General features: G+C 72.2%; 22 protein-coding genes. 9 read left to right on the top strand and 13 right to left on the bottom strand.

Annotated elements, in window-relative coordinates; translation table 11 throughout:
* Nucleotides 1-8 precede the first annotated feature (8 nt).
* From AB0M97_RS05305 to AB0M97_RS05295, 3 genes are all read left to right on the top strand, one after another.
* Complete coding sequence (locus tag AB0M97_RS05305) at nucleotides 9-857, top strand: 3-hydroxyacyl-CoA dehydrogenase family protein (RefSeq protein ID WP_365959386.1); 849 nt, start codon at nucleotides 9-11, stop codon at nucleotides 855-857.
* 179 nt (nucleotides 858-1,036) lie between these two features.
* Entirely contained in the window at nucleotides 1,037-1,360 is a 324-nt protein-coding gene (locus AB0M97_RS05300; RefSeq protein WP_365959385.1) for an STAS domain-containing protein, read from the top strand.
* A 261-nt stretch (nucleotides 1,361-1,621) separates the two neighbouring features.
* Entirely contained in the window at nucleotides 1,622-4,192 is a 2,571-nt protein-coding gene (locus tag AB0M97_RS05295; protein WP_365959384.1) for an ATP-binding protein, read from the top strand.
* Between the two features lie 158 nt (nucleotides 4,193-4,350).
* Here the strand turns inward: AB0M97_RS05295 and nucS are convergent, their stop codons facing one another.
* Nucleotides 4,351-5,022, bottom strand: coding sequence for an endonuclease NucS (gene nucS, locus AB0M97_RS05290; RefSeq protein ID WP_365959383.1), 672 nt, complete (start codon nucleotides 5,020-5,022; stop codon nucleotides 4,351-4,353).
* A gap of 290 nt (nucleotides 5,023-5,312) precedes the next feature.
* Here nucS and AB0M97_RS05285 point away from each other — a divergent pair, with 290 nt between their 5' ends.
* Nucleotides 5,313-5,705, top strand: coding sequence for an SCO5389 family protein (locus AB0M97_RS05285; RefSeq protein WP_279548465.1), 393 nt, complete (start codon nucleotides 5,313-5,315; stop codon nucleotides 5,703-5,705).
* A gap of 73 nt (nucleotides 5,706-5,778) precedes the next feature.
* On the opposite strand, the gene AB0M97_RS05280 is transcribed toward AB0M97_RS05285, so the two are convergent.
* Complete coding sequence (locus tag AB0M97_RS05280; protein ID WP_365959381.1) at nucleotides 5,779-6,807, bottom strand: LLM class flavin-dependent oxidoreductase; 1,029 nt, start codon at nucleotides 6,805-6,807, stop codon at nucleotides 5,779-5,781.
* A gap of 259 nt (nucleotides 6,808-7,066) precedes the next feature.
* On the opposite strand from AB0M97_RS05280, the gene AB0M97_RS05275 reads away from it, so the two are divergent.
* Nucleotides 7,067-7,405 (top strand): ATP/GTP-binding protein, encoded by a 339-nt coding sequence (locus tag AB0M97_RS05275; RefSeq protein ID WP_365959380.1) that lies wholly within the window; start codon nucleotides 7,067-7,069, stop codon nucleotides 7,403-7,405.
* A 15-nt stretch (nucleotides 7,406-7,420) separates the two neighbouring features.
* Here AB0M97_RS05275 and AB0M97_RS05270 read toward each other — a convergent pair whose 3' ends face one another.
* The 7 genes from AB0M97_RS05270 to mce form a co-directional block, all read right to left on the bottom strand.
* On the bottom strand, nucleotides 7,421-8,290 hold the full coding sequence (locus AB0M97_RS05270) for an ABC transporter permease (RefSeq protein ID WP_365959379.1): 870 nt from the start codon (nucleotides 8,288-8,290) through the stop codon (nucleotides 7,421-7,423).
* Nucleotides 8,287-9,531 carry an ABC transporter ATP-binding protein gene (locus tag AB0M97_RS05265; RefSeq protein WP_365959378.1) on the bottom strand — a complete coding sequence of 415 codons (1,245 nt, stop codon included), beginning with the start codon at nucleotides 9,529-9,531 and terminating at the stop codon, nucleotides 8,287-8,289. Before AB0M97_RS05265 ends, AB0M97_RS05270 begins: the two co-directional genes overlap by 4 nt.
* Nucleotides 9,532-9,707: 176 nt before the next feature.
* On the bottom strand, nucleotides 9,708-10,478 hold the full coding sequence (locus AB0M97_RS05260) for an ABC transporter permease (RefSeq protein ID WP_365959377.1): 771 nt from the start codon (nucleotides 10,476-10,478) through the stop codon (nucleotides 9,708-9,710).
* Between the two features lies 1 nt (nucleotide 10,479).
* On the bottom strand, nucleotides 10,480-11,454 hold the full coding sequence (locus AB0M97_RS05255; protein WP_365959376.1) for an ATP-binding cassette domain-containing protein: 975 nt from the start codon (nucleotides 11,452-11,454) through the stop codon (nucleotides 10,480-10,482).
* 95 nt (nucleotides 11,455-11,549) lie between these two features.
* Complete coding sequence (locus AB0M97_RS05250) at nucleotides 11,550-12,485, bottom strand: cellulose-binding protein (protein WP_365959375.1); 936 nt, start codon at nucleotides 12,483-12,485, stop codon at nucleotides 11,550-11,552.
* 183 nt (nucleotides 12,486-12,668) lie between these two features.
* Nucleotides 12,669-16,517, bottom strand: a complete 3,849-nt coding sequence (gene scy, locus AB0M97_RS05245; RefSeq protein WP_365959374.1) for a polarized growth protein Scy — start codon at nucleotides 16,515-16,517, stop codon at nucleotides 12,669-12,671.
* A 234-nt stretch (nucleotides 16,518-16,751) separates the two neighbouring features.
* Nucleotides 16,752-17,192, bottom strand: a complete 441-nt coding sequence (gene mce / locus AB0M97_RS05240) for a methylmalonyl-CoA epimerase (RefSeq protein ID WP_365959373.1) — start codon at nucleotides 17,190-17,192, stop codon at nucleotides 16,752-16,754.
* Nucleotides 17,193-17,340: 148 nt separating this feature from the next.
* On the opposite strand from mce, the gene AB0M97_RS05235 reads away from it, so the two are divergent.
* Nucleotides 17,341-18,549, top strand: coding sequence for an acetyl-CoA C-acetyltransferase (locus AB0M97_RS05235; RefSeq protein ID WP_365959372.1), 1,209 nt, complete (start codon nucleotides 17,341-17,343; stop codon nucleotides 18,547-18,549).
* A gap of 74 nt (nucleotides 18,550-18,623) precedes the next feature.
* On the top strand, nucleotides 18,624-19,580 hold the full coding sequence (gene meaB / locus AB0M97_RS05230) for a methylmalonyl Co-A mutase-associated GTPase MeaB (RefSeq protein ID WP_365959652.1): 957 nt from the start codon (nucleotides 18,624-18,626) through the stop codon (nucleotides 19,578-19,580).
* A 173-nt stretch (nucleotides 19,581-19,753) separates the two neighbouring features.
* Here the strand turns inward: meaB and AB0M97_RS05225 are convergent, their stop codons facing one another.
* The 4 genes from AB0M97_RS05225 to AB0M97_RS05210 form a co-directional block, all read right to left on the bottom strand.
* Nucleotides 19,754-20,230, bottom strand: coding sequence for a MarR family transcriptional regulator (locus tag AB0M97_RS05225; RefSeq protein WP_365959371.1), 477 nt, complete (start codon nucleotides 20,228-20,230; stop codon nucleotides 19,754-19,756).
* 95 nt (nucleotides 20,231-20,325) lie between these two features.
* Nucleotides 20,326-21,117 (bottom strand): AIM24 family protein, encoded by a 792-nt coding sequence (locus AB0M97_RS05220; protein WP_365959370.1) that lies wholly within the window; start codon nucleotides 21,115-21,117, stop codon nucleotides 20,326-20,328.
* Nucleotides 21,118-21,119: 2 nt separating this feature from the next.
* On the bottom strand, nucleotides 21,120-21,770 hold the full coding sequence (locus AB0M97_RS05215) for an AIM24 family protein (protein ID WP_365959369.1): 651 nt from the start codon (nucleotides 21,768-21,770) through the stop codon (nucleotides 21,120-21,122).
* A 1-nt stretch (nucleotide 21,771) separates the two neighbouring features.
* Nucleotides 21,772-22,404 carry an AIM24 family protein gene (locus tag AB0M97_RS05210; protein WP_365959651.1) on the bottom strand — a complete coding sequence of 211 codons (633 nt, stop codon included), beginning with the start codon at nucleotides 22,402-22,404 and terminating at the stop codon, nucleotides 21,772-21,774.
* Nucleotides 22,405-22,612: 208 nt separating this feature from the next.
* Between AB0M97_RS05210 and AB0M97_RS05205 the strand changes: the two genes are divergently transcribed.
* Both AB0M97_RS05205 and AB0M97_RS05200 read left to right on the top strand, forming a co-directional pair.
* Nucleotides 22,613-22,963, top strand: a complete 351-nt coding sequence (locus AB0M97_RS05205; RefSeq protein WP_365959650.1) for a DUF3817 domain-containing protein — start codon at nucleotides 22,613-22,615, stop codon at nucleotides 22,961-22,963.
* Nucleotides 22,960-23,256, top strand: coding sequence for an MTH1187 family thiamine-binding protein (locus AB0M97_RS05200; protein WP_365959368.1), 297 nt, complete (start codon nucleotides 22,960-22,962; stop codon nucleotides 23,254-23,256). The genes AB0M97_RS05205 and AB0M97_RS05200 overlap by 4 nt, the downstream gene beginning before the upstream one ends.
* The last annotated feature ends 299 nt before the right edge of the window (nucleotides 23,257-23,555 follow it).

The raw sequence follows: 23,555 nt of genomic DNA, 5'->3' as shown, positions 1-23,555 counted from the left end.
GAGTCGCAGTGGCAGGGAAGCTCGCCGTCATCGGGGCCGGTCTCATGGGTTCCGGCATCGCCCAGGTCTCCGCGCAGGCGGGCTGGGACGTCGTTCTGCGCGACGTCACCGACGAGGCACTGACGCGCGGGACGGACGGCATCAAGGCGTCGTACGACAAGTTCGTCAGCAAGGGCACGATGGAGGCGCACGACGCCGGCGCCGCCCTCGGGCGCATCACCACCACGACCGACCTGGACGCCGTCGCGGACGCCGACGTCGTCGTGGAGGCCGTCTTCGAGAAGCTGGACGTCAAGCACGACATCTTCCGGGCGCTCGACAAGCTCACCCGCGAGGACGCCGTGCTGGCCTCCAACACCTCCGCCATCCCCATCACCAAGATCGCGGCGGTGACGGAGCGCCCGGAGCGCGTCGTCGGCACGCACTTCTTCTCGCCGGTCCCGATGATGCGGCTCTGCGAGCTGGTCCGCGGGTACAAGACGAGCGACGAAACCCTCGCCACCGCGCGGGAGTTCGCCGAGTCGGTCGGCAAGACCTGCATCGTCGTCAACCGCGACGTCGCCGGCTTCGTGACCACCCGGCTCATCAGCGCCCTCGTGGTCGAGGCCGCGAAGCTGTACGAGTCGGGCGTCGCCAGCGCCGAGGACATCGACACCGCCTGCAAGCTCGGCTTCGGCCACGCGATGGGCCCGCTCGCCACGGCGGACCTGACCGGCGTCGACATCCTGCTGCACGCCACCAGCAACATCTACACCGAGTCCCAGGACGAGAAGTTCGCTCCGCCGGAGCTGATGCGCCGGATGGTTGACGCCGGTGACATCGGCCGCAAGAGCGGGCAGGGCTTCTACAAGCACTGAGGTCCGTCAAGCGTCCGAAGCCGTGGAAACCCTCCGAGGGTCACACCCGAGGGTGAATTCGGTATCGGTTCGCTTACAGACGGCAACCTCCGGCCGCTTGGCGCCGTCAGAGGTTGCATCACCGGCACCACACTGGAACCCACATCCGCGGAGCACGAGACGCACGCACGGGAGCGCATATGCACATCAGGGGCGACCACGCCGAGCTGGTCGTCGGGGGCCGCCTCGACGTCCGCAGCGCGGCGGACGCCCGAACGGCCCTGCACGCGGCCGTCGACGACGGAGTCGGCGACCTCGTGCTGGACCTGTCCGAGCTGGACTCCTGGGACGCCACCGGACTCGGTGTGATCATGGGGGCCCACCGGCGGGCCGGCCGGTGCGGCAGACGGCTCGTGCTGCGCGGCGTACCGCCGCAGATGCAGCGCCTGCTGGTCGCCACCCGCCTGCACCGCATCCTGGCGATCGAGGGCGGCCTCGCCGTGGAGTCCCTGCCCCGGGTGTGACACCCCGAGGGGTGTGAAGCGGGCCACCGGGGAGACCCGGACGAGCACCGGCGAAACGACGCGGGGTCAATCCTCACGAGACTGTGACGTCTCGGGCGGCGCGGGACCCCGGGCTGTCGGAGACACTGGGCGAAGGTTTAAGGTTCGGCTGCCCGCTGCCCTGCACCCTACGAGCGGGCCCGGACCAGAAGCGACAGCGCGGTGTGCGGCAAGGCCGGGAAGGGCAACACAGCACACGACGCTTTTGGGGGGCTTGAACCCATGGACCCGAACAACCGGGGACCCGAGGACCACGGTCACGTTCACGGCCACGGTCATGGCCACGACGGCGACGGTCACGCGTCCCGCCAGCGTCCGCCCAGGGAATCCGTCACGCCGGCCGCCCAGCACGCACCCGCGCTCGCCCGCACGGTGCAGCTCGTCACGGGCGAGCACCTGCTCACCGTCAACCCCGTCGACGGCAGCGAGATAGAGATCTGCCCGCCCGGGGAACGACCAGGGCCACCCCGCAAGTACACCGCCGCCGAACGCGCGCAGCGCGACCGCGCCGCCAGGCCGCCCGTGCCACCGGGCCCCCCGCGGCCCGCCCTGCCGCTCCTCCAGCGCCAGGAGGAACGCGAACACCTCGTCCGGCTCCTCGCCCGCGGCCGTTCCGTACGCCTCACCGGTCCCGCCGGTTCCGGCCGCACCAGCCTCCTCGACGTCGTCGCCGACGACTGCGCGGACCTCGCCCCCGACGGCGTCATACGCCTCAGCGGCTTCCACCGCACCGCCGACGAACTCCTCCACGACCTCTTCCACGCCGTCCACCACGCGCCCCTGCACCGCCCGGAACGAGACGAACTGGTGGCCCTCGTCCGGGAGATCGGCGCCGTCGTCGTCATCGACGACATCGAGTTCGGCGGCGCCGGGCTCGACGAGCTGCTGGACGCCACCCCCGAGTGCGCCATCCTGATGTCGGCCACCCCGGACGTGCCCGCCCCGTCCGCCGAGTCCGGCATCGAGGAGGTCGCCCTCGCCGGTCTGGAACGGGCCGCCGGGCTCGACCTGCTGGAGCGCGCCCTCGGGCGCCCCCTCACCGAGGACGAGTCCAACTGGGCCGGCGACCTGTGGTTCGAGTCCGAGGGCCTGCCGCTGCGCTTCGTGCAGGCCGGCGCCCTGCTGCGGCAGCGGGACCGGCTGCGCGCCGACAGCCGTGCCGCGGACGAGCACGGCGTCTTCGGGGACGCCCGGTCCGACGACCTGCCGACCTGGGACGCCCGGTCCGACGACCTGCCCGTCTGGCCCGGCGGGGCCGACGAGATCTACCTGCCCTCGCTCGGCGAGGCCGCCGCGCCCGCGCCGCTGCTCGCCGCCCGGCTGAGCGGCTCCGCGCGCGCCACCCTGCGCTTCGCCGTCGCCCTCGGCGGCGAGGTGCCCCACCCGTCGCATCTGCCCGCCCTCGTGGGCGACACCCACGCCGACGCCGCACTCGGCGAGCTGGCCGCCTGCGGGCTGGTCTCCCCGGTGGGCTCCCGCTACCGGCTCGCCGCCGGGGTGCCGGCGCAGCTGGAGGCCGCCGGATACGCCGACGACGCCGAGGAACGGGCCCGCGCGGTCGCCCACCACTACGCCTGGTGGGCCGGGCACCCCTCGGTCACGCCCGAGCGGGTGTGCGTGGAGGCCGACGTGCTGCTCGCCGCGCTCGGTGTTCTCGCGCCGCTCACCACCGCGCCCACCTCGCCGTCCGGTACGGCTGCCGGCGGCGGCGAGGGGACCATCGCCGTGCAGCTGGCCCGTACGGCGGCGCCCGCGTTCGCGGCGGGACTGCACTGGGGGGCCTGGGAGCGGGCCCTGCGGTCCGGCGCCGAGGCCGCCCGGCTCGCCGGTGACGTCGCCGAACAGGCCTACTTCCACCACGAACTCGGCGTCCTCGCGCTGTGCGGCGGGCAGTACGACCGGGCCCGCGCCGAACTGGAGGCGTCCATCGGGCTGCGCGGCGCGCTCTCCGACAAGCGCGGCACTGTCGCCGGGCGGCGTGCCCTGGCGCTGGTCTCCGACCGGTCCGGCATCGCGCCCGGTTTCGCGCTCGCGATGGGCGGGCTGGGCGGGATGGCCGGGACCACCGGGGAGGATGCGGCGGACACGGAGTCGCCGTCGCGTGGCACGCCGGTGGCCTTCCCGTCGCTTCAGCCGCCCGCCGATGTCGTGCCGGGGGGCGTCAGGCACCGGGCCCCGAAGGGCTTCGCGGCGTCCCGGAAGCCGCAGGGCGGCATCCGGGGCTTCGCCCGGCGCAACCTCGTCACGGGCGGGGCGGGAGCATTGCTCGTCGCCGTGCTCGGGACCGTGGTGACGCTGGGGGCCACGTCCGGGAACGACCCGGAGGACCCGTCCGACGACGTGGGGGTCAATCCTTCCGCCAGCCAGGGCATCGACGACGGGAGCCTGGGCGCGGACACGCCGGAGAACGCCGGGGACACCGGGGAGGCGACCAGTCGGCCCACCGCGCCGGGGCCCGACGGGACCGTGGGGACGGCCGACGATCCCACGCCGTCGGCGTCCTCGTCGCGGGAACCGTCGGGGACGCCGAGCGGGTCGCGGAGGCCCAGTGGGCCGGCGTCGTCCACGAAGCCGCCGGCGACGACCAAGCCCCCGGCCAGCAGCAGGCCGCCTACGAGCACCAAGCCGCCGACGACGCCGAAGCCGCCGTCGCACACGCCCAGCGGGACTCCGTCGGAGACGCCCAGCTCCTCTCCGACGACGACGACTGAACCTTCTACGTCCGACTCGGCCAGCGCGCCGGCCGGCAGCGCCAGCGCGAGCGAGTCGAGCAGTTCACCGCCGATGATCTGACCGTCGCGGGGTTGGCGCGGCTCGGCGCCACCAGGTGCCGCTGCGCCCACCCGTGCCGCCCCAGCGGCACGACTGCCCGCGGCTGCGGCTGCTCGGCCCGGCGTTGGCGGGGTACTGCCCGCAGCTGCGGCGGCGCGCGTGCCCGCAGTCGAGGTCGGCTAGAACAGCTTCAGTTTGTCGTCCTCGATGCCCCTGAGCGCGTCGTAGTCCAGGACCGTGCAGGCGATGCCGCGGTCCGTGGCCAGGACCCGGGCCTGGGGCTTGATCTCCTGGGCCGCGAAGATGCCGCGGACCGGGGCCAGGTGGGGGTCGCGGTTCAACAGGTCGAGGTAGCGGGTCAGTTGCTCGACGCCGTCGATCTCGCCCCGGCGCTTGATCTCCACCGCCACGGTCTGCCCGTCGGCGTCGCGGCACAGGATGTCGACCGGGCCGATGGCCGTCGGGTACTCGCGGCGGATGAGCGTGTAGCCCTCGCCGAGCGTTTCGATGCGGTCGGCGAGCAGCTCCTGGAGGTGTGCTTCCACGCCGTCCTTGATCAGGCCCGGGTCCACGCCCAGTTCGTGCGAGGAGTCGTGGAGGATTTCCTCCATCGTGATGATGAGCTTCTCGCCCGCCTTGTTGACGACGGTCCAGACTCCCTCGTCGTCACCGCCGCCCTCCTTCAGCGTGCACGGCGGCGACATCCAGTTGAGGGGCTTGTAAGCCCTGTCATCTGCGTGGATGGAGACGCTGCCGTCCGCTTTCACCAGGATCAGGCGAGGGGCCGACGGGAGGTGGGCGGTGAGCCGCCCGGCGTAGTCCACGGAGCAGCGGGCAATGACGAGACGCATGGTCGGCAACGCTACTCGACCCGTGCCGGTGCACGCGATCCGCCCACCCCGGCGCGGTACGGGAGGGCCTCGTGGGGCGCCCCTATTTTCCCGGTACCCACCTGTTCGATTGTGGCTGATTGTGTGCCCAACGGGACGTCCCCATCTACCCATTCTCCTGGTGTGGCCACGATCGGTTGCCTACCGTAGTGAACGGGAGGTCGCGAAGCGGGTACGCAGCGTGTTCGAACACCGTGAGCTCCCTTACTGTCCGGCAACCCCTGCTGTTCGGGGGTGCGAGAGGAGAACCCATGTCGCTCGACGTCTCACCGGCCCTACTCGAGAAGGCCGAGCGAGGCGAGGTCGACGAAGCTGAATTCGTCGACTGCGTCCGGACCTCCCTGCCCTATGCGTGGGAGATGATCAGCTCCCTGGTGGCCCAGCTGAAGGTGGACGGCGGAGACTTCGCCGACAACCAGACGCCCCCGCCGGACGAGCAGGCGCGCGGCCAGCTGCTGCGTGCGCTCGCGAGCGACGCGATACGCGGCGCGCTGCAGCGGCACTTCGGTGTGCGCCTGGCCTTCCAGAACTGCCACCGGGTGGCGGTGTTCCCGCTCGACACCACCGTCGACGAGAAGCTCGCCCGCTTCACCTCGGTCCGCAGCCAGCTGCTCAACCAGTCGCCGGAGTTCCGGGACTGCTGAGTCAGGAGTGTTCGTCTTGCCGCTCCGTACACGGGAGGTGCGGTTGTACCGGAGCGGCAAGCTCTCCGTCCGTTCAGTGCAGTTGGGGGAGTACCTCCGTGCCCAGCCGGCGGATGTTCTCCTCCGTGGCCGCCAGGTCCCCGGAACCCTCCACGAGGAGGGCGAAGCGGGAGATGCCGGTCCGCTCGCTCGTCGCCGCCAGCCGGTCGGCGCACAGCCGCGGGGTGCCCACCGGGTGCAGCCCGCAGAGCAGTTCGGTGTAGGCCAGCGGGTCGCGCATCCGGCGGACCCGCCCGTCGACGGTGACATGCGCCTCCAGCCCCTGCTTCAGCCAGCCCGGCATCGCCTTCAGCAGCGTCTCCGCCGCGTCCGTGCGCCGGTCGGCGATCTGGCAGACACCGGCCGACACGTGGGCGGCGCCCCGGATGTCCTCCTCGGGGCGGCCGGCGGAGCGCGCGTGCCGCTCCCACAGGGCGACCATCTCGGCCTTCTCCTCGTCGCCGACGTGCATGCCCAGCAGCATCGGCAGGCCCCGCTCGGCCGCCAGCCGGACACTCGCCGGTGAGGTGCAGGCGAGCACGACCTCCGGCCCCTCGGCCTCCGACAGGGACTCCGACGGCCTGGGCACGACGGCGACTTCGCGGAACCGGAACCGCTCGCCGTCGGCCGCCACGCGCGGCTCGCGCAGCCACCGCAGGAGCAGCTCCAGCGACTCGGGGAAGCCGCTCTCGTACGCCTCCAGGCCCGAGCCGAACACCTCCAGGTCCACCCACGGGCCGCCGCGGCCCACGCCCAGCGAGAAACGGCCGCCGCTCGTCACGTGCAGCAGGGCGGCCTGCTCGCCGAGCGCCACCGGGTGGACGGTGGGCAGCACGCTCACCGCCGTGCCGACCCTCAGGCGGCGGGTGCGGCCGAGCAGGAGGGCCGCGAGGGTGATCGCCGACGGGCAGGTGCCGTACGGCACGAAGTGGTGCTCGGCCAGCCAGACGGCGTCGAGCCCCGCCTCCTCGGCGACCTCGGCCGAGCGGACCGCGCGGTGCAGCGCCTCCCCCTGGCCCTGGCCCGGGAACTGGGCCGCCAAAACGAAACTTCCTACACGCATGCTCTTCCTGCCTCCTGGCTCCGACACGGAGCTTGCCCACAGGGCATAACCGTCTGACACGTGCCGAGGACACGGGTGGGCGAGGGGATTTCCGGATTGTCTGCAGAATGCGGCCCGGACGTGCGTGACTGCGGTGCTCCGGCGGTGCCCTGCACGGCTCCGGCGGGGACTTGCGGTGAATCGCGCCCTACGCGTACCCCCCCTGGGGACGCGTAGGCTGGACACCGCCAAAATCCTGTACAGCCCCGAGAGGTGTCCCGTGTCCCCGCGTCGCAACCGGCCCAAGGGCCTCCATGGTGCTGTGCCAGGCCGGAGAGCGGAGGACGACCGCCCCGGCCGCTACGGCGGCTGGCAGTCCACGGAGGACTGGCAGGGCGAGGAGTGGAGCGTGCGGCACGTGGCCGGGTCGAGCGCCCGGGGCAAGGCGTACCGCTGCCCCGGCTGCGACCAGTTGATCCCGGACGGGGTGCCGCACGTCGTGGCGTGGCCCGCGCACTCGGGCGTGGACGAGCGCCGGCACTGGCACAAGTCCTGCTGGAACGCGAAGGACCGCCGCACCACACGGGTGCAGCGGTCCCGCAACGCACCGCGCTTCTGAGCGACGGCGGCCAGGTCAGACGTCCCGCTTCTCCAGCAGCGCGTAGGCCCCGGCGAACGCGACGGCCGTCACCACCAGGATGATCCACAGCGGGTCCCAGCCCGACGGGCCGGACTCCGTGAGGGAGTTGGCGTAGAACACGCCGAGCTGGTTCGGAATGGAGTACTCGAACAGGGCGTCGCGCACGTCCTCCAGGGACGACGCGAACATGAACAGCGCCAGCACCAGCGGGGCGAGCACCGCGCCGATCATGACCGTGATCGCGCCCGCCGAGTGCCGTACGACCGAACCGACGACGAGTGACAGCAGGCCGAGCAGCGCGAGGTAGAGCGAGACGCCGACCGTGCCCTTCAGCCATTCCGCGCCGGACGGCTCGCGGGCCCCGGTCAACATGGCCACCTGCGCGAAGGCGACGAGCGAGACGGACACCAGCGACACGACGAACGCGACCGCGAAGAACACCAGCGCCTTCGCCGTGAGGACCCGCCCGCGGGACGGGCAGGCGACCATCGTCGTGCGGATCATGCCGGTGCCGTACTCCGAGGCCGTGGTCAGCACGCCCAGCGTGATCACGCACATGCTGCCCAGCAGCAGGCCGAAGAAGCCCAGCGACAGCGGGTTCTCGCCGGACAGGTCGCCCTCGGAGGACGAGCTCGCGACGACCCCGCCGGCCAGCAGGCCGATGCCGACCACGAGCAGCACGAACACGCCGAGCGTCCACATCGTCGACCGCACCGACCGGATCTTCGTCCACTCCGAGGCGATCGCGTGCCCGAGGTGCGTGCGCACGACCGGGATCGGCGAGGTGTAGGTCGGGTACGGAGAGCCGGACGCCGCCTGCCAGTGCGGCGCGGCCTGCGGCATCGGGTGCTGGGGCGTACTCATCGGGCGTCCTCGGGCTTGGTCAGGTCGGTCGCTGCGGCGGGAGCCGGGGAGGGAGCGGGCGCGGAGTCCTGGGCGGGCGCCGGTGGCGCCTGCGGGATCTGCGGCGCCGACGGCGCGTCCTGCGCGTACGGGTTCGGGCCCGCCGCTCCCGGCGCGGCGCCGGGCGGGGTGCCGTACGGGCCCGCCTGGCCCTGGCCCTGGAACGGCCCGCCGCCCTGCTGCGGGGGCGGTGGGGCGTACCAGCCCGGCTGGTCCTGGCCCGGCACCGGCATCGAGGGCTGGACGCCCGGCGGCAGCGGCTGCTGGAGGCCCTCGCGCTGGTCGATGGTCGACCGGTAGTCCACGGCGCCCTGCGTCATCCGCATGTACGCCTCCTCCAGCGAGGCCCGGTGCGGCGACAGCTCCCACAGCCGTACGTCCGACTCGTGCGCGATGTCGCTGATGCGCGGCAGCGGCAGTCCCGTCACGCGCAGCGCGCCGTCCGGCTCGGACAGCACGCCCGCGCCCGCCTCGGCCAGCGCCGACGCCAGCTTCTCGCGCAGCTGCGGCTCGGTGTCCGGGGTCCGTACCCGCGCGAAGTCGGCGGAGTTCGCGGAGATGAAGTCGGTCACGCTCATGTCGGCGAGCAGCTGGCCGCGCCCGATGACGATGAGGTGGTCGGCGGTCAGCGCCATCTCGCTCATCAGGTGGGAGGAGACGAACACCGTGCGGCCCTCGGCGGCGAGCGCCTTCATCAGGTTCCGCACCCAGAGGATGCCCTCGGGGTCGAGGCCGTTGACCGGCTCGTCGAACAGCAGCACCTTCGGGTCGCCGAGCAGCGCGGCGGCGATGCCGAGACGCTGCCCCATGCCCAGCGAGAAGCCCTTGGAGCGCTTCTTCGCCACGTCCTGGAGGCCGACCACGCCGAGCACCTCGTCCACGCGGCGGGCCGGAATGCCGGACAGCTGCGCGAGGCAGAGCAGGTGGTTGCGGGCGGACCGGCCGCCGTGCACGGCCTTGGCGTCGAGCAGCGCGCCGACCTGGCGGGGGGCGTTGGGCAGCCTGCGGTACGGGTAGCCGCCGATCGTCACATGTCCCGCGGTCGGGTTGTCCAGGCCGAGGATCATGCGCATCGTGGTCGACTTGCCGGAGCCGTTCGGCCCGAGGAAGCCGGTGACGGCGCCGGGCCGCACCTGGAAGGACAGGTTGTACACAGCGGTCTTGTCGCCGTAGCGCTTGGTCAGGCCGACTGCTTCGATCATGCTCCGCACCCATCGAAAGGTTCAGGACAGCAGGGCACACGCCCCCGTAAGGGTTAGGAGGATATCCGGGCGCTGACGGTTCCCTTCAAGACGGAGCAGAACCCGAGCAGAACACCGGCCGAAACCGGTCGCTTTCCGGTCGCCGCCCGCTGGTCCTGCGCGGTGATCCGCCACCCCTACGCGTCGCGCTTCTTCAGCACCAGGTAACCGCCGATCAACGCCGCCAGCACCCACAGCACCATGATCCCGAGCCCGCCCCACGGCCCGTACGGGGTGTCGTCGTCCACCGGCACCACCACCTGCATGACCTTGCTGCCGGCCTGGTCGGGCAGGAACCGGCCGATCTTCTTCGTCGCGGAGACGTTGCCGAGGATGCTGGAGATCAGGAAGAAGAACGGCATCAGGATGCCCAGCGACAGCATCGGCGAGCGCAGCATCGCGGCCACCCCCATCGAGAACAGCGCGATCAGCGTCATGTAGAGCCCGCCGCCGATCACCGCGCGCAGCACGCCCTCGTCCCCGATGGAGGCCCGGTGCTCGCCGAGCATCGCCTGCCCCAGGAAGAACGCCACGAAGCTCGTGACGAGGCCGACGACCAGCGCGAGACCCGTGGCCACCACGAGCTTGCCCGCCAGGAACAGGCCGCGCTGCGGCACGGCCGCCAGCGAGCTGCGGATCATGCCGCTGCTGTACTCGTTCGACACCACGAGCACCCCGAACACGATCATGGCGAGCTGCCCGAGGCTCATGCCGGCGAAGCTGATGAACGTCGGGTCGAAGGACAGCTTGTCCCGGGCGCTCATGTCGTCGAACTCGTTCTTCGACAGCGCCGCGATCAGCATGCCGAGGGCGACGGTCACGACGACCGCGACGGACAGCGTCCACACCGTCGACGCCACCGACCGGATCTTGGTCCACTCCGAGCGCAGGACCTGGGTCACCGCCATGTCAGCCCCGCCTCCGGTCGTCGCCCCACTGCCCCTGTCCCGGCGGCACCTGCCCGGCCCCCACGGCCGGCGCGGTCTGCGCGTGGTACTCCACCGACTCCGCCGTCAGCCGCATGAACGCCTCCTCCAGCGAGGCCTGCTGCGGGCTCAGCTCGTGCAGCACGATCTGGTGCCGCGCCGCCAGCTCCCCGATCTGCTCGGCCGTCGAACCGTCCGCCTCCAGCGCCCCGCTGCCCGCCTCCGCGACCGTGACGCCCGCGCCGTGCAGCACGTCGAGCAGCCGCTCACGCTGCGGGGTGCGGACCCTGACGTAGGAGCGCGAGTTGCGCGCGATGAAGTCCGCCATGGACGTGTCCGCGAGCAGCCTGCCCTGGCCGATGACCACCAGATGGTCCGCCGTCAGCGCCATCTCGCTCATCAGGTGCGAGGAGACGAAGACCGTACGGCCCTCGGCGGCCAGTGCCTTCATCAGCGTGCGGATCCAGTGGATGCCCTCCGGGTCGAGGCCGTTCACCGGCTCGTCGAACATCAGGATCCGCGGATCGCCCAGCAGCGCGGCGGCGATGCCCAGCCGCTGGCTCATGCCGAGCGAGAAACCCTTCGCCTTCTTCCCGGCGACCGCCGACAGGCCCACCGTGTCCAGCACCTCACGCACCCGCCGGGTGGGGATGCCGTTGCTCTGCGCCATCCACAGCAGGTGGTGGTAGGCGCTGCGCCCGCCGTGCACGCTCTTGGCCTCCAGCAGCGCCCCGATGTACGTCAGCGGGTCCTTCAGACGGTCGTAGTGCCTGCCGTCGATCCGGACGTCACCGGCGGTCGGCCGGTCCAAGCCGAGGATCATGCGCATCGTGGTCGACTTGCCCGCGCCGTTCGGGCCGAGGAACCCCGTGACGACACCCGGTCTCACGGCGAACGTGAGGTTGTTGACCGCCACCTTCTCGCCGTACCGCTTCGTCAGCCCCTCGAGCTCGATCATGCGGGCCACGCTAGAACGCGGCGGAGCCCTCTGCCACCCCGGTGGCAGAGGGCTCCGCACTATTCAGCACTATTCAGCCGTCGTGCGTCCGGACGTCACCGGGACTGCTGCGCCGGGACCCCGCGGGAGGCCGGCTCCTCGTCGCTCGGCGTGCCCGCCGCCGCGACCGCGGCACCGGTGAGCGTGGCGAGCATCTCGCGCACGTTCGTCAGCTGGGCGTTGATGGAGTCGCGGCGGTTGGTGAGCGCCGCCAGCTCGCGCTCGGATTCCGAGCGGATCCGGTCCGCCTTGGCGTTGGCGTCGGCCACGATGTCCTCGGCCTGGCGCTGCGCCGTCTCCACGGTCTGACGGGCGCGGCGCTCGGCGTCGGTGCGCAGCTTCTCCGCCTCCAGGCGCAGCTGCTCCGCCCGGTGCTCGATCTCGGCGAGCCGCTTCTCGGCCTTGGCCTGACGGGACGCCAGGTCGCGCTCGGACTGCTCGCGGCGCTTGGCGAGGTTCGTCTCGAAGTCGGCGGCGGCCTGGGCGGCCTTCGCGCGGGTCTCCTCGAAGAGGGCTTCCGCCTCCTCACGCTTGGACTGCGCGTCCTTCTGCGCGTCCGAACGGAGCTGGGCGGCCTCGCCCTGGGCCTTCTCGACGATCCGGACGCCCTCGTCCTCGGCCTTCGACTTGCGCTCGGCGGCGTAGGCCTCGGCGTCGTTGCGCACCTGCTGGGCCGCCGACTCGGCGAGCTCACGGTGCTGCTCGGCCGCGCGCCGGGCCTCTTCGCGCAGGTCCTTCGCCTCCTCCTCGGCGAGGCGGAGGATCTTCTCGACACGCGCACCGAGACCCGCGTACGACGGCTCCGCGTCGCTGACCTGGGCCTGGGCGTTCTGCGTCTCGAGGTGGAGCTCCTCGATGCGCTTCTCCAGAGCGGTGATGCGGGCGAGAGCGCTGTCACGGTCGGAGACGAGCTTGGAGATACGTTCGTCCACCTGAGCGCGGTCGTACCCACGCCGCACAAGCTCGAAGCCGTAGGGGGAAGTGTCGCTCATGGGGTTCCTGTCGAATGAGACCGGTGAGGTGATAGGGGGAATCCTAGGGGTCCGAACGGCGTGTCATCGAGCAGAAGCCCGATTGATCTGGAGAATGACACCCCATTTGGGTGGCTAACCGCCGGACGGCTTGCCAAAGAGTAGGTCAAAGGTCTCAGAACACAACACAAACGCTCTCCTTCGCTAGCTCTCTGACGACTTGCCACCCGATCGTGTCGAGCCCGCCGCCGCGCCGGCCTTGACCGCGCTGTCCTTGCCGGCGGCCGGCGCCTCGAACGACTCCAGCGCCTCCAGGACGTCCTGGACCCGGGAGATCTCGGCGTTGATGTCCTCGCGCCGCCGCACCAGGGTGTCCAGCTCGCGCTTGCCCTCCTCGACCGTGCGGCGCGCCTCGCGGACCGCCTCGGCCTTGAGCTCCTCGGCCTCCCTGACCAGCGCGGCCTTCTTCTGCTCGGCCTCCTTGAGCAGCCCCTCGGCCTTCTTCACGGCGGCGATACGGACCTTGCCCGCCTCCGTGTTGGCCTCCGAGACGATCTCCTTCGCCTTCGCCTGCGCCTTGGCCAGCTGCTCCTCGGCCGCCTTGATGAGCGCGTCGCAGCGGTCGCCCGTCGACTTCATCGTCTCCGCGGCCTCACGGCGGGCCCGCTCGTGCAGCTCCTCGATCTCCGACGTGATGCGGTCGCGCAGCTCCTCGGCCCGCTCCCGGATCTGCGTCGCGTCCCGGCGGGCACCCACCAGCAGCTCGTCCGCGTCCGTACGGGCCTTCTCCACGCGGGAGTTGCCCTCGACCGTCGCCTCGGCGACGAGCCGCTCGGCCTCCTTGCGGGCCGCGCCCACCATCGTGTCGGCCTGCGCCTCCGCGTCCGCGGTCGTCTTCAGCGCCTGCTGCTGCGCCTCGCCCAGCAGCTTGTCGGCCTCCGCCGCGGTCTCCGTGATGAGCTTGTCGACCTGCTCGGCCGCCTCCGAACGCCGCTTGTTGGACTCCCGGCGGGCCTCGTCCAGCGTTCGCTCGGCCTCCTGCCGCGCCGACGACACCAGCCGCTCCGCCTCCGCCTCCGCGTCGGCCTTGACCCGCTCGGCCTCGCCGCGCAGCCGCTCGGCGTGCTGCTGGGCCGAACCGACCGCCTCCGCGGCCTCGGCCCGCATGCGCTCGGCGTCCCCGGAGGCGTCCGCGATCAGCTTCTCGGCCTGCGCCACCGACTCGGCCCGCACCCGCTCCGCCTCGGCGGCCGTCTCCGTCGTCAGGCGCTCCGCCTCGCTGCGCGCCTCCGTGATCAGCGTGTCCGCCTGCGTCGCCGCGTCCGACCGGATCCGGTTCGCGTCCTCCCGGGCGTCCGCCCGGGTGCGCGCCGCGTCCTGGTCGGCCTGCGCGATGGTGTCCGACGCCTCCGTACGCGCCCGCTGGGCGTGCTCCGACGCGTCCGAACGCAGCCGCTCGGCCTCTACCATCGCCTCCGACATGGTGCGCTCGGCCAGCGCCTTGGCGGCCTCCGCCTCGTCCTGCGCCGCACGCCGGACCCGGTTGGCGTCCTCGGTGGCCCGCTCCCGCTCCGCGTAGGCGTCGGCGCGGACCCGGTCCGCCTCCTCCTCGGCCTCCCGCCGGGTGCGCTGCGCCGCGTGCTCGGCGGCGCTGCGCAGGCCTGCGATCTCCTCCTGCGCCTGCTCGTGCAGGCCCGCGACGGAGTCCCGCACCTGCTGCGCGTGCTGCTCGGCCGCCGCCACCATCTCCGTGGCGCGCCGGTCGGCCTCCTCGACCAGGCGCACCGCCTCGGCCTGCGCCTCCTCCACGCGGGTGCGCGCGGACGCCAGCAGTTCCTCGCTCTGCTCGCGGGCCCGGCGCCGCTCCTGGTCCGCCTCCTCGCGGGCGGAACCGAGCAGCTCCTCGGCCTCGCGGCGGCGCCTGGCCGCCTCCTCCTGCGCCGCGGACAGCGTCTCGGACGCCTCCGCCGCGAGCCGCTCGGCCGCCGCCTGCGCCTCGGCACGCATCCGGTCCGCGCTGTCCTGCGCCTCCGACTTCAGCCGCTCCGCCTCCGCCGCGGCCTCCGACCGCAGCCGTACGGCGACGGCCTCGCCCTCGGCACGCGACGCGGACGCGTCCGACGCGGCCTCGGTGCGCAGCCGCTCCGCCTCCGCCTCGGCCTGCTGCTGCAGCGTCCGGATGCGCTCGGCGGCCTCGGTGCGCAGCCGATCGGTCTCCTCGACGGCCTCGCGGCGGACCCGGGCGGCCTCCTCGCGGGCGTCGCTCAGCGCCTGCTCGGCCGACGCGAGCCGCTCCTCGGCCTCCGTCTGCAGCCGCAGCAGTTCCTCGGCGGCCTCCAGGCGCCGGGCCTCCACGGCCCGCTCGGCGTCCTCCCGCAGCTCCCGCGCGGCCCGCTCCGCCTCCGCCCGCAGCGCCTCCGCCTGCTCGACGACCTCCTCGCGGTGCCGCTCGGCCTCCTGACGGGTGCGCTGGAGCGTCTCCTCGGCCTGCCGGCGCAGCGTCGTCGCGCGCTCGATGGCCTCCGTGCGGACCTTCTCGCTGTCCGACTGCGCCGTCGTCCGCAGCTCGTCCGCGTCGGCCTTCGCCTTGGCCAGCAGCTCCTCGGCGGTCCTCGCCGCCTCCTCGATCTGCGCCACGGCCTCCTTGCGGGCCCCGGCACGGATCTTCTCGCCCTCCTCGACGGCGTCGGCGCGCAGCTGCTCGGCCTCGCCGCGCAGCCGGCGGGCCTCCTCCTGCAACTCGACCGTCTTGGCGCGGTACTCCTTGGTGTCGTCCTTCGCCGCGCCCTTGAGCTGCTCGGCGATGTCGTGCGCCTCGGCGCGCAGCCGGTCCGCCTCGGCCTCGGCCTCCGAGCGGATCCGCTCGGCCTCCTCGGCGGCGGCCCTCGTGGTCTTCTTGGCGTCCTGGGCCGCCTTGTTCAGCACGTCCTCGGCGGTCTTCGCCGCCTTGGACAGCTGCGTCGCCGTCTCCTCGGCGGCGATCGTGCGGGCCTTCTCGGCGGCCTCGGTGACGATCTTCTCGGCCTCCGCGCGGGCGTCCGCGACGAGCTGCTCGGCCTCCGCCCTGGTGGACTCCGCCTCCTTGGTCGCCTCGCTGACCAGCCGGGCGACCTGCTCCTTGGCGGTGCGCGTGCGCGTCTCGTTCGCCGACTCGGCGCTCGCCAGCGCCTTCGCCGCGGCCTCCTTGGCCTCGGTGACCAGCTTCTCCGCCTCGGCCCGCGCCTCGCGCAGCGCCGCGTCGGCCTCCGCGATGCGCTGCTCGGCGGCCCGGCTCAGCTCCATGGCCTGACGGCGCGCGGTCTCCGTCTCCGAGGCCGTCGACGTGCGCAGCTGCTCGGCGTGGTCGGTGGCCTCCTGCGCCTGCGTGGACGCGGCGTTCAGCAGCCGCTCGGCGTCCGCGCGGGCCCGGCGCAGCAACTGCTCGGCCTCCGCGCGGGCGGACTCGGCCTCGGCCTGCAGCCGCTGCCGGGCCTCGGCGGTCAGCCGCTCGGCCTCGGCGCGGGCGGCGGCCATCGCCTGCTCGGCCTCGGCGCGGGACTCCTCCAGCAGGCGGCGGGCCTGCTGCTCGGTGCGGGCGCGCAGCTGCTCCGCCCACGCCACGTTCTCGTTGACGTGCGACTCGACGGTCTGCCGGCGCTCGGCGAGCTCCTGGTCCAGCTGCTGGCGGCGGGTGACCGCCTCCTGGTGCAGCTCGGCCTGGAGACGGGCCGCCTGCTCGGCGTGCTCCTGGAGGATCCGCTGGGTCTGCGCCCGGGCCTGGCTCAGCTCGCGCTCGGCGTCGGCGCGGATCTGGTCGGCCTGCATCTGCGCGTTGCGCAGCAGCTGTTCGGCCTGGTAGCCGATGTCGGCGCTGTCGTAGGCCGGCCGGGACATGATGGTGCGCCGTGCCTCGTGCAGCTTGGCCCGCAGCACCTCGACCTGGTAGCCGAGGTCCTCGGCGTGCTGGATCGCCTTTTCCCGCTCGGTCTTCAGCCGCTTCATCTCGGCCTCGAACCGAGAGAGGTGGTCGACGTCAGCCGCCGGCTCTCGCTCCTGGCTCTCGTAGCCCCGCACTGCGCGGTCCCATCCGTCCCCTGGTCGCAAGTCTCTCCAAACGAGCTCCGTCCATCCGCCGAACGGGGCCCCCGGGGAATGGTGTCAGATCAACGGCGGAGCACGGGCTGCTGCCCCGACGCTCGTCCCCCGAAACCCGGACCCCGGACTGGTTCCGCCGCCGAGGCGGCGGAACGCGGTCGCCCCGGTTGGGCGGCGACCGCACCCAACCCTACCGGCCCCTATGTACGAGGGTCAGTGCTCAGGGGACTCAACAGGCGCGGAAGTGACCAGTTCTGTCAGAACGCCGTGGCAATCCTTGGGGTGCAGAAAAGTGATCCGTGACCCCATGGAGCCGCGCCGGGGCTCCTCGTACAGCACGCGCACGCCCTTGTCCTTGATGCCGGCCGCCTCCGCGTCGACGTCCGCCGTGCCGAAGGCGATGTGGTGGACGCCCTCGCCGTTCTTCGCGAGCCACTTCGCCACCGTGGAGTCCTCGCGGGTGGGTTCCAGGAGCTGCAGGTACGAGGCCCCGCCGTCGGACGTGTCGTTGATCTTCAGCATGGCCTCGCGCACGCCCTGCTCCTCGTTGACCTCGGTGTGGAACACCTCGAAGCCGTACGTGGCACGGTAGAAGTCGACAGTCCTGTCCAGGTCGAAGCAGGCGATTCCGATGTGGTCGATTCGCGTCAGCATGGATTCAGTGCACCGCTCCGGGGGTGGTTACGCAACGTGCGCGCGATCACACCGACAGCCCGATGACGGGCGGCATACCGCTCAGTACATTCGAGTAAACCCTCGTTCACTCCTCGGCTGTGCAAGCCGGTAAGGGGATCGCAAGCTCATGTCATCAGGAACTTCCGGTACGACCGGCTCGGTGATCGTCGCGGGCGCGCGTACGCCCATGGGACGGCTGCTGGGCTCGCTGAAGTCCTTCTCCGGGGCCGACCTCGGCGGCTTCGCGATCAAGGCCGCCCTCGACCGTGCGGGCATCGGCGGCGACCAGGTGCAGTACGTGATCATGGGGCAGGTGCTCCAGGCCGGGGCAGGGCAGATCCCGGCACGTCAGGCCGCCGTCAAGGCCGGCATCCCCATGAACGTCCCGGCGCTCACCATCAACAAGGTGTGCCTCTCCGGCCTCGACGCCATCGCGCTGGCCGACCAGCTGATCCGCGCCGGCGAGTTCGACATCGTCGTCGCCGGCGGCCAGGAGTCCATGAGCAACGCCCCGCACCTGCTGCCGAAGTCCCGCGAGGGCTTCAAGTACGGCGCGGTCGAGATGCTCGACGCCATGGCCCACGACGGTCTGACCGACCCGTGGGAGAACATCCCGATGGGCCAGTCCACCGAGAAGCACAACACGCGCCTGGGCATCGGCCGCGCCGAGCAGGACGAGATCGCCGCCCTGTCCCACCAGCGCGCCGCCGCCGCCCAGAAGAACGGCGTCTTCGAGGCCGAGATCACCCCGGTGGAGATCCCGCAGCGCAAGGGCGAGCCGGTCCTGGTCAGCAAGGACGAGGGCATCCGCGCCGACACCACCGCCGAGTCGCTGGCCAAGCTCCGCCCGGCCTTCGACAAGGACGGCACGATCACCGCCGGTTCCTCCTCGCAGATCTCGGACGGTGCGGCGGCCGTGGTCGTGATGAGCAAGGCCAAGGCGCAGGAGCTGGGCCTGGAGTGGATCGCGGAGATCGGCGCCCACGGCAACGTGGCCGGTCCCGACAACTCCCTGCAGTCCCAGCCGTCCAACGCGATCGCGCACGCCCTGAAGAAGGAGGGCCTGGACGTCGCCGACCTCGACCTGATCGAGATCAACGAGGCCTTCGCCGCCGTCGCGGTGCAGTCAATGAAGGACCTCGGGGTGTCAACGGAAAAGGTGAACGTGAACGGCGGCGCCATCGCCCTCGGCCACCCCATCGGCATGTCCGGCGCCCGTCTGGTGCTGCACCTGGCGCTGGAGCTGAAGCGGCGCGGCGGCGGCGTCGGCGCGGCGGCGCTGTGCGGCGGCGGCGGTCAGGGTGACGCGCTGATCGTCCGGGTACCCAAGGGCTGAGGCCGGCCGGCACCCGGCGCCAGGGCCGACACCGGCCGCACTGTTTTCCCGTACGGACCATGAACGGAGCTGTGATGCAGGACGTCCCCACACTGGTGGCCCAGGCCAGGGAAGGCAGACCGCGGGCCGTGGCCAGGCTGATCTCCCTGGTGGAGGGGGCGTCCCCGCAACTGCGCGAGGTCATGGCCGCCCTGGCGCCGCTCACGGGCAACGCGTACGTCGTCGGCCTCACCGGCTCGCCCGGTGTCGGGAAGTCGACGTCCACCTCGGCGCTCGTGACGGCGTACCGCAAGCAGGGCAGGCGGGTCGGCGTCCTGGCCGTCGACCCGTCGTCGCCGTTCTCCGGGGGCGCCCTGCTCGGCGACCGCGTCCGCATGTCGGAGCACGCCTCCGACCCGGGTGTCTACATCCGGTCGATGGCCACCCGCGGCCACCTCGGCGGCCTCGCCTGGGCCGCCCCGCAGGCCATCCGCGTCCTCGACGCGGCGGGCTGCGACGTGATCCTGGTGGAGACCGTCGGCGTCGGCCAGTCCGAGGTGGAGATCGCCTCCCAGGCCGACACGTCGGTGGTGCTGCTCGCCCCCGGCATGGGGGACGGCATCCAGGCGGCCAAGGCGGGCATCCTGGAGATCGGCGACGTCTACGTCGTCAACAAGGCCGACCGTGACGGCGCCGACGCCACCGCCCGCGAACTGAACCACATGCTCGGTCTCGGCGAGTCCCGGGGCCCCGGCGACTGGCGCCCCCCGATCGTCAAGACGGTCGCCGCGCGCGCCGAGGGCGTGGACGAGGTGGTCGAAACCCTGGAGAAGCACCGCGCCTGGATGGAGGAACGGGGCGTCCTGGCGGAACGCCGGCTGTCCCGCGCGTCCCGCGAGGTCGAGACGATCGCGGTGACGGCCCTGCGGGAACGCATCGGCGACCTGCACGGGGACCGCCGCCTGAGCGCCCTCGCGGAGCGCATCGTGGCGGGTGACCTGGACCCGTACCGGGCGGCGGACGAACTGGTGGCGGGGCTGACGGAGGGCTGAGTCCGGCCCGTCGTGGTGCCCGCGGCCCGTCGTGAGGGCCGCGGCAGTGGTGGTCTCGCCGCCGTCGCGGGCGCGCGCTCACGGTCGGTGAGGCGCCGGCAGGCGGAGTCCGGTGGGAACTCCGCCCGCCCCGCGCACAGGGCCCGCCTCGTGGGCGGCCGGCGGCGGGGCCGTCAGTTGCGGCCGCGCTGTCCGCGCAGGTGTTCCGCGATGGGCTTGAGGCCCTTGTCGAGCTCGGCCAGGGCCTCGGGGGACAGCAGGTCGATGAAGTGCCTGCGCACGGACGCCACGTGGTGCGGCGCGACCTTCTTCATCGTCTCCATGCCGTGCTCCGTGAGCACCGCGTACAGCCCGCGGCGGTCGGACTCGCAGTTCTCGCGCCGGACCAGGTTCGCGTTCTCCATCCGCGTGATCTGGTGCGAGAGGCGGCTCTTGGACTGGAGGGTGGCGGACGCGAGGTCGCTCATCCGCATCCGCAGATCCTCCGACTCGGACAGATTGACCAGGATCTCGTAGTCGTTCAGTGTCAGGCCGAACGGCTGCAGGTCCTTCTCCAGCTGGTACGTCAACAGCCTGTTGACCTCCAGGTGGGTGCGCCATGCGCACTGCTCGGCATCGGTCAGCCAGCGGATGGCCGTCTCGGTCTCCATGTATGAAGTCTACCTAAAAGGTTGAAAGGCGTACTAGTGAGGGGTTCCGGGTGACGGTGGGCACGCGTTCGATGTCACACTCCGCAGATTACCGCTCACAGCCCGAAGCGACGCTGGAGGTCCCCGAGCTGTCCGGGAAGGCGCGGTGCCCCGGACTGCTGCCCCCGCGGGCCGGTCGCGCCGCCGCCGGGCACGCCCGCCCCGTGCAGAACCGCCCCCGTCGCCTGCTCGGCCATCAGGGTCTCGCTCGACTGCAGCAACACCGTCCCCGCCCCCACGAACTCGAACTGGTGCTCCTCCCCGGAGGCCCCGCCGACGCCCGTCAGCGCACGTAGGCCGCCCATGAGCCCCGTCATGTACCCGTGGTCGTAGTGGTGGCAGGGCGACGGGCAGTCGGCCCACCCCACGAGCGCCTGAGGGTCCACCCGGATCGGAGGTTCCATGAACACCACCGGACCGTTTGACGCCGCCACGAACGTGCCGGTTCCGATCAGGGTCAGAAAGCCCGGGACGATCGACTGCTTGAGGGCGAGACTTGGCTGAAAAGCGAGCAGGTTGCCCGAGCGAATGGTCAGGTTGCCGTCCTCGAGGTCGTAGGAATTGACGTCGAAGGCCCGGTCGGCGAGGAGCATCTTGCCCGAGCCCTCGGCCACCACCCAGTCGCTCGCGTGCAAAGGCGAATGGAACGACGTGCGCACCAGGCGCTCCAGGCGGCCGTGCCCGATCCCGTTGAAGTCGATGGTCCCGTAGTAGGCGATCATCTTGCCCTTCTGCAGGAACCACTGGCTCCCCGTGAGCTCCACGCAGAAGGTGTAGTGGTCGACGTTGCCGTCGCTGGGCAGCGTCGCCGGGTCGAACACGGTCGGGCCGCCCGCGGCCCCGTACATGCTCACAGCTTCTCCTCCGAGGCCTGGACGAACACCGCACCGCTGCCGCTGAGCTCCAGCTGGAACGCCTCGCCGGAGCCGCGGCCCACCATGTCCCGCCAGCCCAGCGCGGTCGACAGCTTGTTGCGCACGTCGCCGTGGTGGGCCACGTAGGCCTGCGGGTCGACGTGCACCGGGCGCTGCGGGGTGATGGGGATCTCGATGACACCGCCGTGCGCCATCACGGCCACCGAGCCGTGCCCGCGCAGCGACGTCGTGAACAGCCCCTGCCCGCTGACCTGGCCGCGCACCATGCCCATCACGCCGCCCTGCGACCCCAGGAACACCGTGCCCTGCTCCAGGGTGCCCTCGAAGGCGAGGAGGCGGTCGGCCTCGACGTACAGGGTGTCGCCGGCGAGGTTGATCACGTGGACGTGGTGGCCGCCGTGCCCGAACAGCACGGTGCCGTGGCCCTCGACGGTCATCAGCGGGGTGTCCTCGTCGGCCACGCGGCGGCCGATCATCGACATGACGCCGCCCCGGCCGCCGGTCAGGTTGGGCGTGAACGACACCTCGCCCTGGTACGCGAGTATCGCCCCGCGCTGGCTGAACACCCGGGCGCCGGGCCGTACGGTCACCTCGACCATCTTCGGGTTGATCTCCCGGAAGGCCATGTCAGACCTCCCCCGCGATCGTGGCCCGCTCGCTCGGCTGCACGTACACCAGGCCGTCTCCCTCGAACCGGATCTGGAAGGCCTCACCGCCACCCTCTCCGAGGAACGTGCGGAACGTCACACCGGACTGGAAGGTCTGCCGGAGGTCCCCCTGGTGCGCCACGTACGCGCCGGGGTCCACCGTGAGCGGGTACTGCGGGCTGACGCGCAGCACGACCGCCGTCCCCATCGACGTGATCGCCGCCTGCCCGTGGCCCTCGACGGTCGTGGTGAACAGCCCGTTGCCCTGCGAGGCGCCGCGCAGCCCGGTGAACGTCGTCCCGGTGCGCAGCCCGGCGTCCGTCGCCAGCAGGTTGCCCGCCTCCACGTACAGCTTGTCGCCCCGGAGGCCGACGAGGTTGATCTCGGCGGCACTGTCGGCGAACCAGCAGGTCCCCTGCCCCTTCACCTCCATCACCGTCATCTGCTCGCCGGTGAGCCGCCGGGCCACCATCCCCCGTACGCCCTCGCCGCCGCCGCTCAGCTTCTTGAAGGCCATCTGCCCGTCGTACGCGACCATCGAGCCGTTCTTCGCCCTCACGGCGTCCCCGGTCATGTCGACGGCGAGCACCTTGCTGCTCTGAAGTCGGAACATCGCCACGTCGGTGACGGTAGCCCGACGGGTTCCCCCGGGGACAGATGCGGCAGAAGGAAACGCACCCCTAGGGGGCCGCCGGTCCGGCCCAGGGCTGGACCCCCTCCCGAACCACCCGCGGCGGTTTGCCACAATGGAGCGGACGCTTGTGCGTTCATTCACAAACCGTCCGACGTCTCTCCCACCGAAGGTGAACCGACCCGTGGACATCAAGACGGACCTCAAGACCGCCACCGCCCTGCGCCGCCTGCGCCTGGTGTCGACGCCCGAGGCGATCTCGTTCCTGCTGCTGCTCGTCTGCTCCGTGCTGAAGCGGACCACCGACTTCAACGCGGTGCCGGTCATGGGCGCGATCCACGGCGTCCTCTTCATCCTGTACGTGATCTTCTGGGCGGACGCGTGGAACCGGGCCAAGTGGGCGCTGTCGGACGCCGCGCTGTACTTCGCCCTGGCGGTGCTCCCGACCGGCGGGTTCTTCGCCGACCGGCGGCTGCGGCGGGAGGCCGAGGACGCGGTGATCGCCTCCCGGGCGCGCACGGAAGGTGTGGTCGGCGCATGATCGTCGCGTTTTCCGTGACGCCGCTGGGGGTCGGTGAGGACGTGGGGGAGTACGTCGCCGACGCGGTGCGGGTCGTGCGGGAGTCCGGGCTGCCGAACCGTACGGATGCGATGTTCACGTCCGTGGAGGGGGAGTGGGACGAGGTGATGGACGTCGTGAAGCGGGCCGTCGAGGCGGTCGAGCGGCGGGCGCCGCGGGTGTCTCTCGTCCTGAAGGCGGATGTCCGGCCCGGGGTGGTGGACGGGCTGACGTCGAAGGTGGAGACGGTGGAGCGGCATCTGACGGCGGAATGACCCGCGGCGCGGTCGTGGGGCGCGGTGGTTGTCCCTGCGGGCCGAGGGCGTGGCCGCCCGTCGCCCGCCTTCCCGCGCGAGGCGCGCGCCCGCGAACGTGACCGCAAGCCGCCGCCCCGCGCGCATGGGCGGCACGGGCCGCAGCCGCCCACGCGCGGAAGGGGTCACCGGGCCGCAGCCGCTCGCGTACGGAAGCGCGTATGTGCGGAGGGGGCCACCGGGCCGCAGTCGCCGATGGCGAGGAGGGGCCGTGTCGGGGGGTGTCCGCCCGCAGCGGTTGGCGCGTCCGCGCCGGTCAC

The sequence above is a fragment of the Streptomyces sp. NPDC051207 genome, from assembly GCF_040682395.1.
Lineage (GTDB): Bacteria > Actinomycetota > Actinomycetes > Streptomycetales > Streptomycetaceae > Streptomyces.
Note: the sequence above shows the minus strand (reverse complement) of the source record. Positions and strands in the feature narration are given on the sequence as shown.

Bases quoted from the DNA above. Each gene is read 5' to 3' on its own strand.
- meaB (WP_365959652.1), top strand. From the start codon at position 18,624: ATGCAGGACGTCCCCACACTGGTGGCCCAGGCCAGGGAAGGCAGACCG.
- AB0M97_RS05295 (WP_365959384.1), top strand. From the start codon at position 1,622: ATGGACCCGAACAACCGGGGACCCGAGGACCACGGTCACGTTCACGGC.
- AB0M97_RS05255 (WP_365959376.1), bottom strand. From the start codon at position 11,454: ATGATCGAGCTCGAGGGGCTGACGAAGCGGTACGGCGAGAAGGTGGCG.
- AB0M97_RS05235 (WP_365959372.1), top strand. From the start codon at position 17,341: ATGTCATCAGGAACTTCCGGTACGACCGGCTCGGTGATCGTCGCGGGC.
- AB0M97_RS05265 (WP_365959378.1), bottom strand. From the start codon at position 9,531: ATGATCGAAGCAGTCGGCCTGACCAAGCGCTACGGCGACAAGACCGCT.
- mce (WP_365959373.1), bottom strand. From the start codon at position 17,192: ATGCTGACGCGAATCGACCACATCGGAATCGCCTGCTTCGACCTGGAC.
- AB0M97_RS05260 (WP_365959377.1), bottom strand. From the start codon at position 10,478: ATGGCGGTGACCCAGGTCCTGCGCTCGGAGTGGACCAAGATCCGGTCG.
- AB0M97_RS05200 (WP_365959368.1), top strand. From the start codon at position 22,960: ATGATCGTCGCGTTTTCCGTGACGCCGCTGGGGGTCGGTGAGGACGTG.
- nucS (WP_365959383.1), bottom strand. From the start codon at position 5,022: ATGCGTCTCGTCATTGCCCGCTGCTCCGTGGACTACGCCGGGCGGCTC.
- AB0M97_RS05220 (WP_365959370.1), bottom strand. From the start codon at position 21,117: ATGTACGGGGCCGCGGGCGGCCCGACCGTGTTCGACCCGGCGACGCTG.
- AB0M97_RS05285 (WP_279548465.1), top strand. From the start codon at position 5,313: ATGTCGCTCGACGTCTCACCGGCCCTACTCGAGAAGGCCGAGCGAGGC.
- AB0M97_RS05225 (WP_365959371.1), bottom strand. From the start codon at position 20,230: ATGGAGACCGAGACGGCCATCCGCTGGCTGACCGATGCCGAGCAGTGC.
- AB0M97_RS05300 (WP_365959385.1), top strand. From the start codon at position 1,037: ATGCACATCAGGGGCGACCACGCCGAGCTGGTCGTCGGGGGCCGCCTC.
- AB0M97_RS05250 (WP_365959375.1), bottom strand. From the start codon at position 12,485: ATGAGCGACACTTCCCCCTACGGCTTCGAGCTTGTGCGGCGTGGGTAC.
- AB0M97_RS05210 (WP_365959651.1), bottom strand. From the start codon at position 22,404: ATGTTCCGACTTCAGAGCAGCAAGGTGCTCGCCGTCGACATGACCGGG.
- AB0M97_RS05270 (WP_365959379.1), bottom strand. From the start codon at position 8,290: ATGAGTACGCCCCAGCACCCGATGCCGCAGGCCGCGCCGCACTGGCAG.
- AB0M97_RS05280 (WP_365959381.1), bottom strand. From the start codon at position 6,807: ATGCGTGTAGGAAGTTTCGTTTTGGCGGCCCAGTTCCCGGGCCAGGGC.
- AB0M97_RS05215 (WP_365959369.1), bottom strand. From the start codon at position 21,770: ATGGCCTTCCGGGAGATCAACCCGAAGATGGTCGAGGTGACCGTACGG.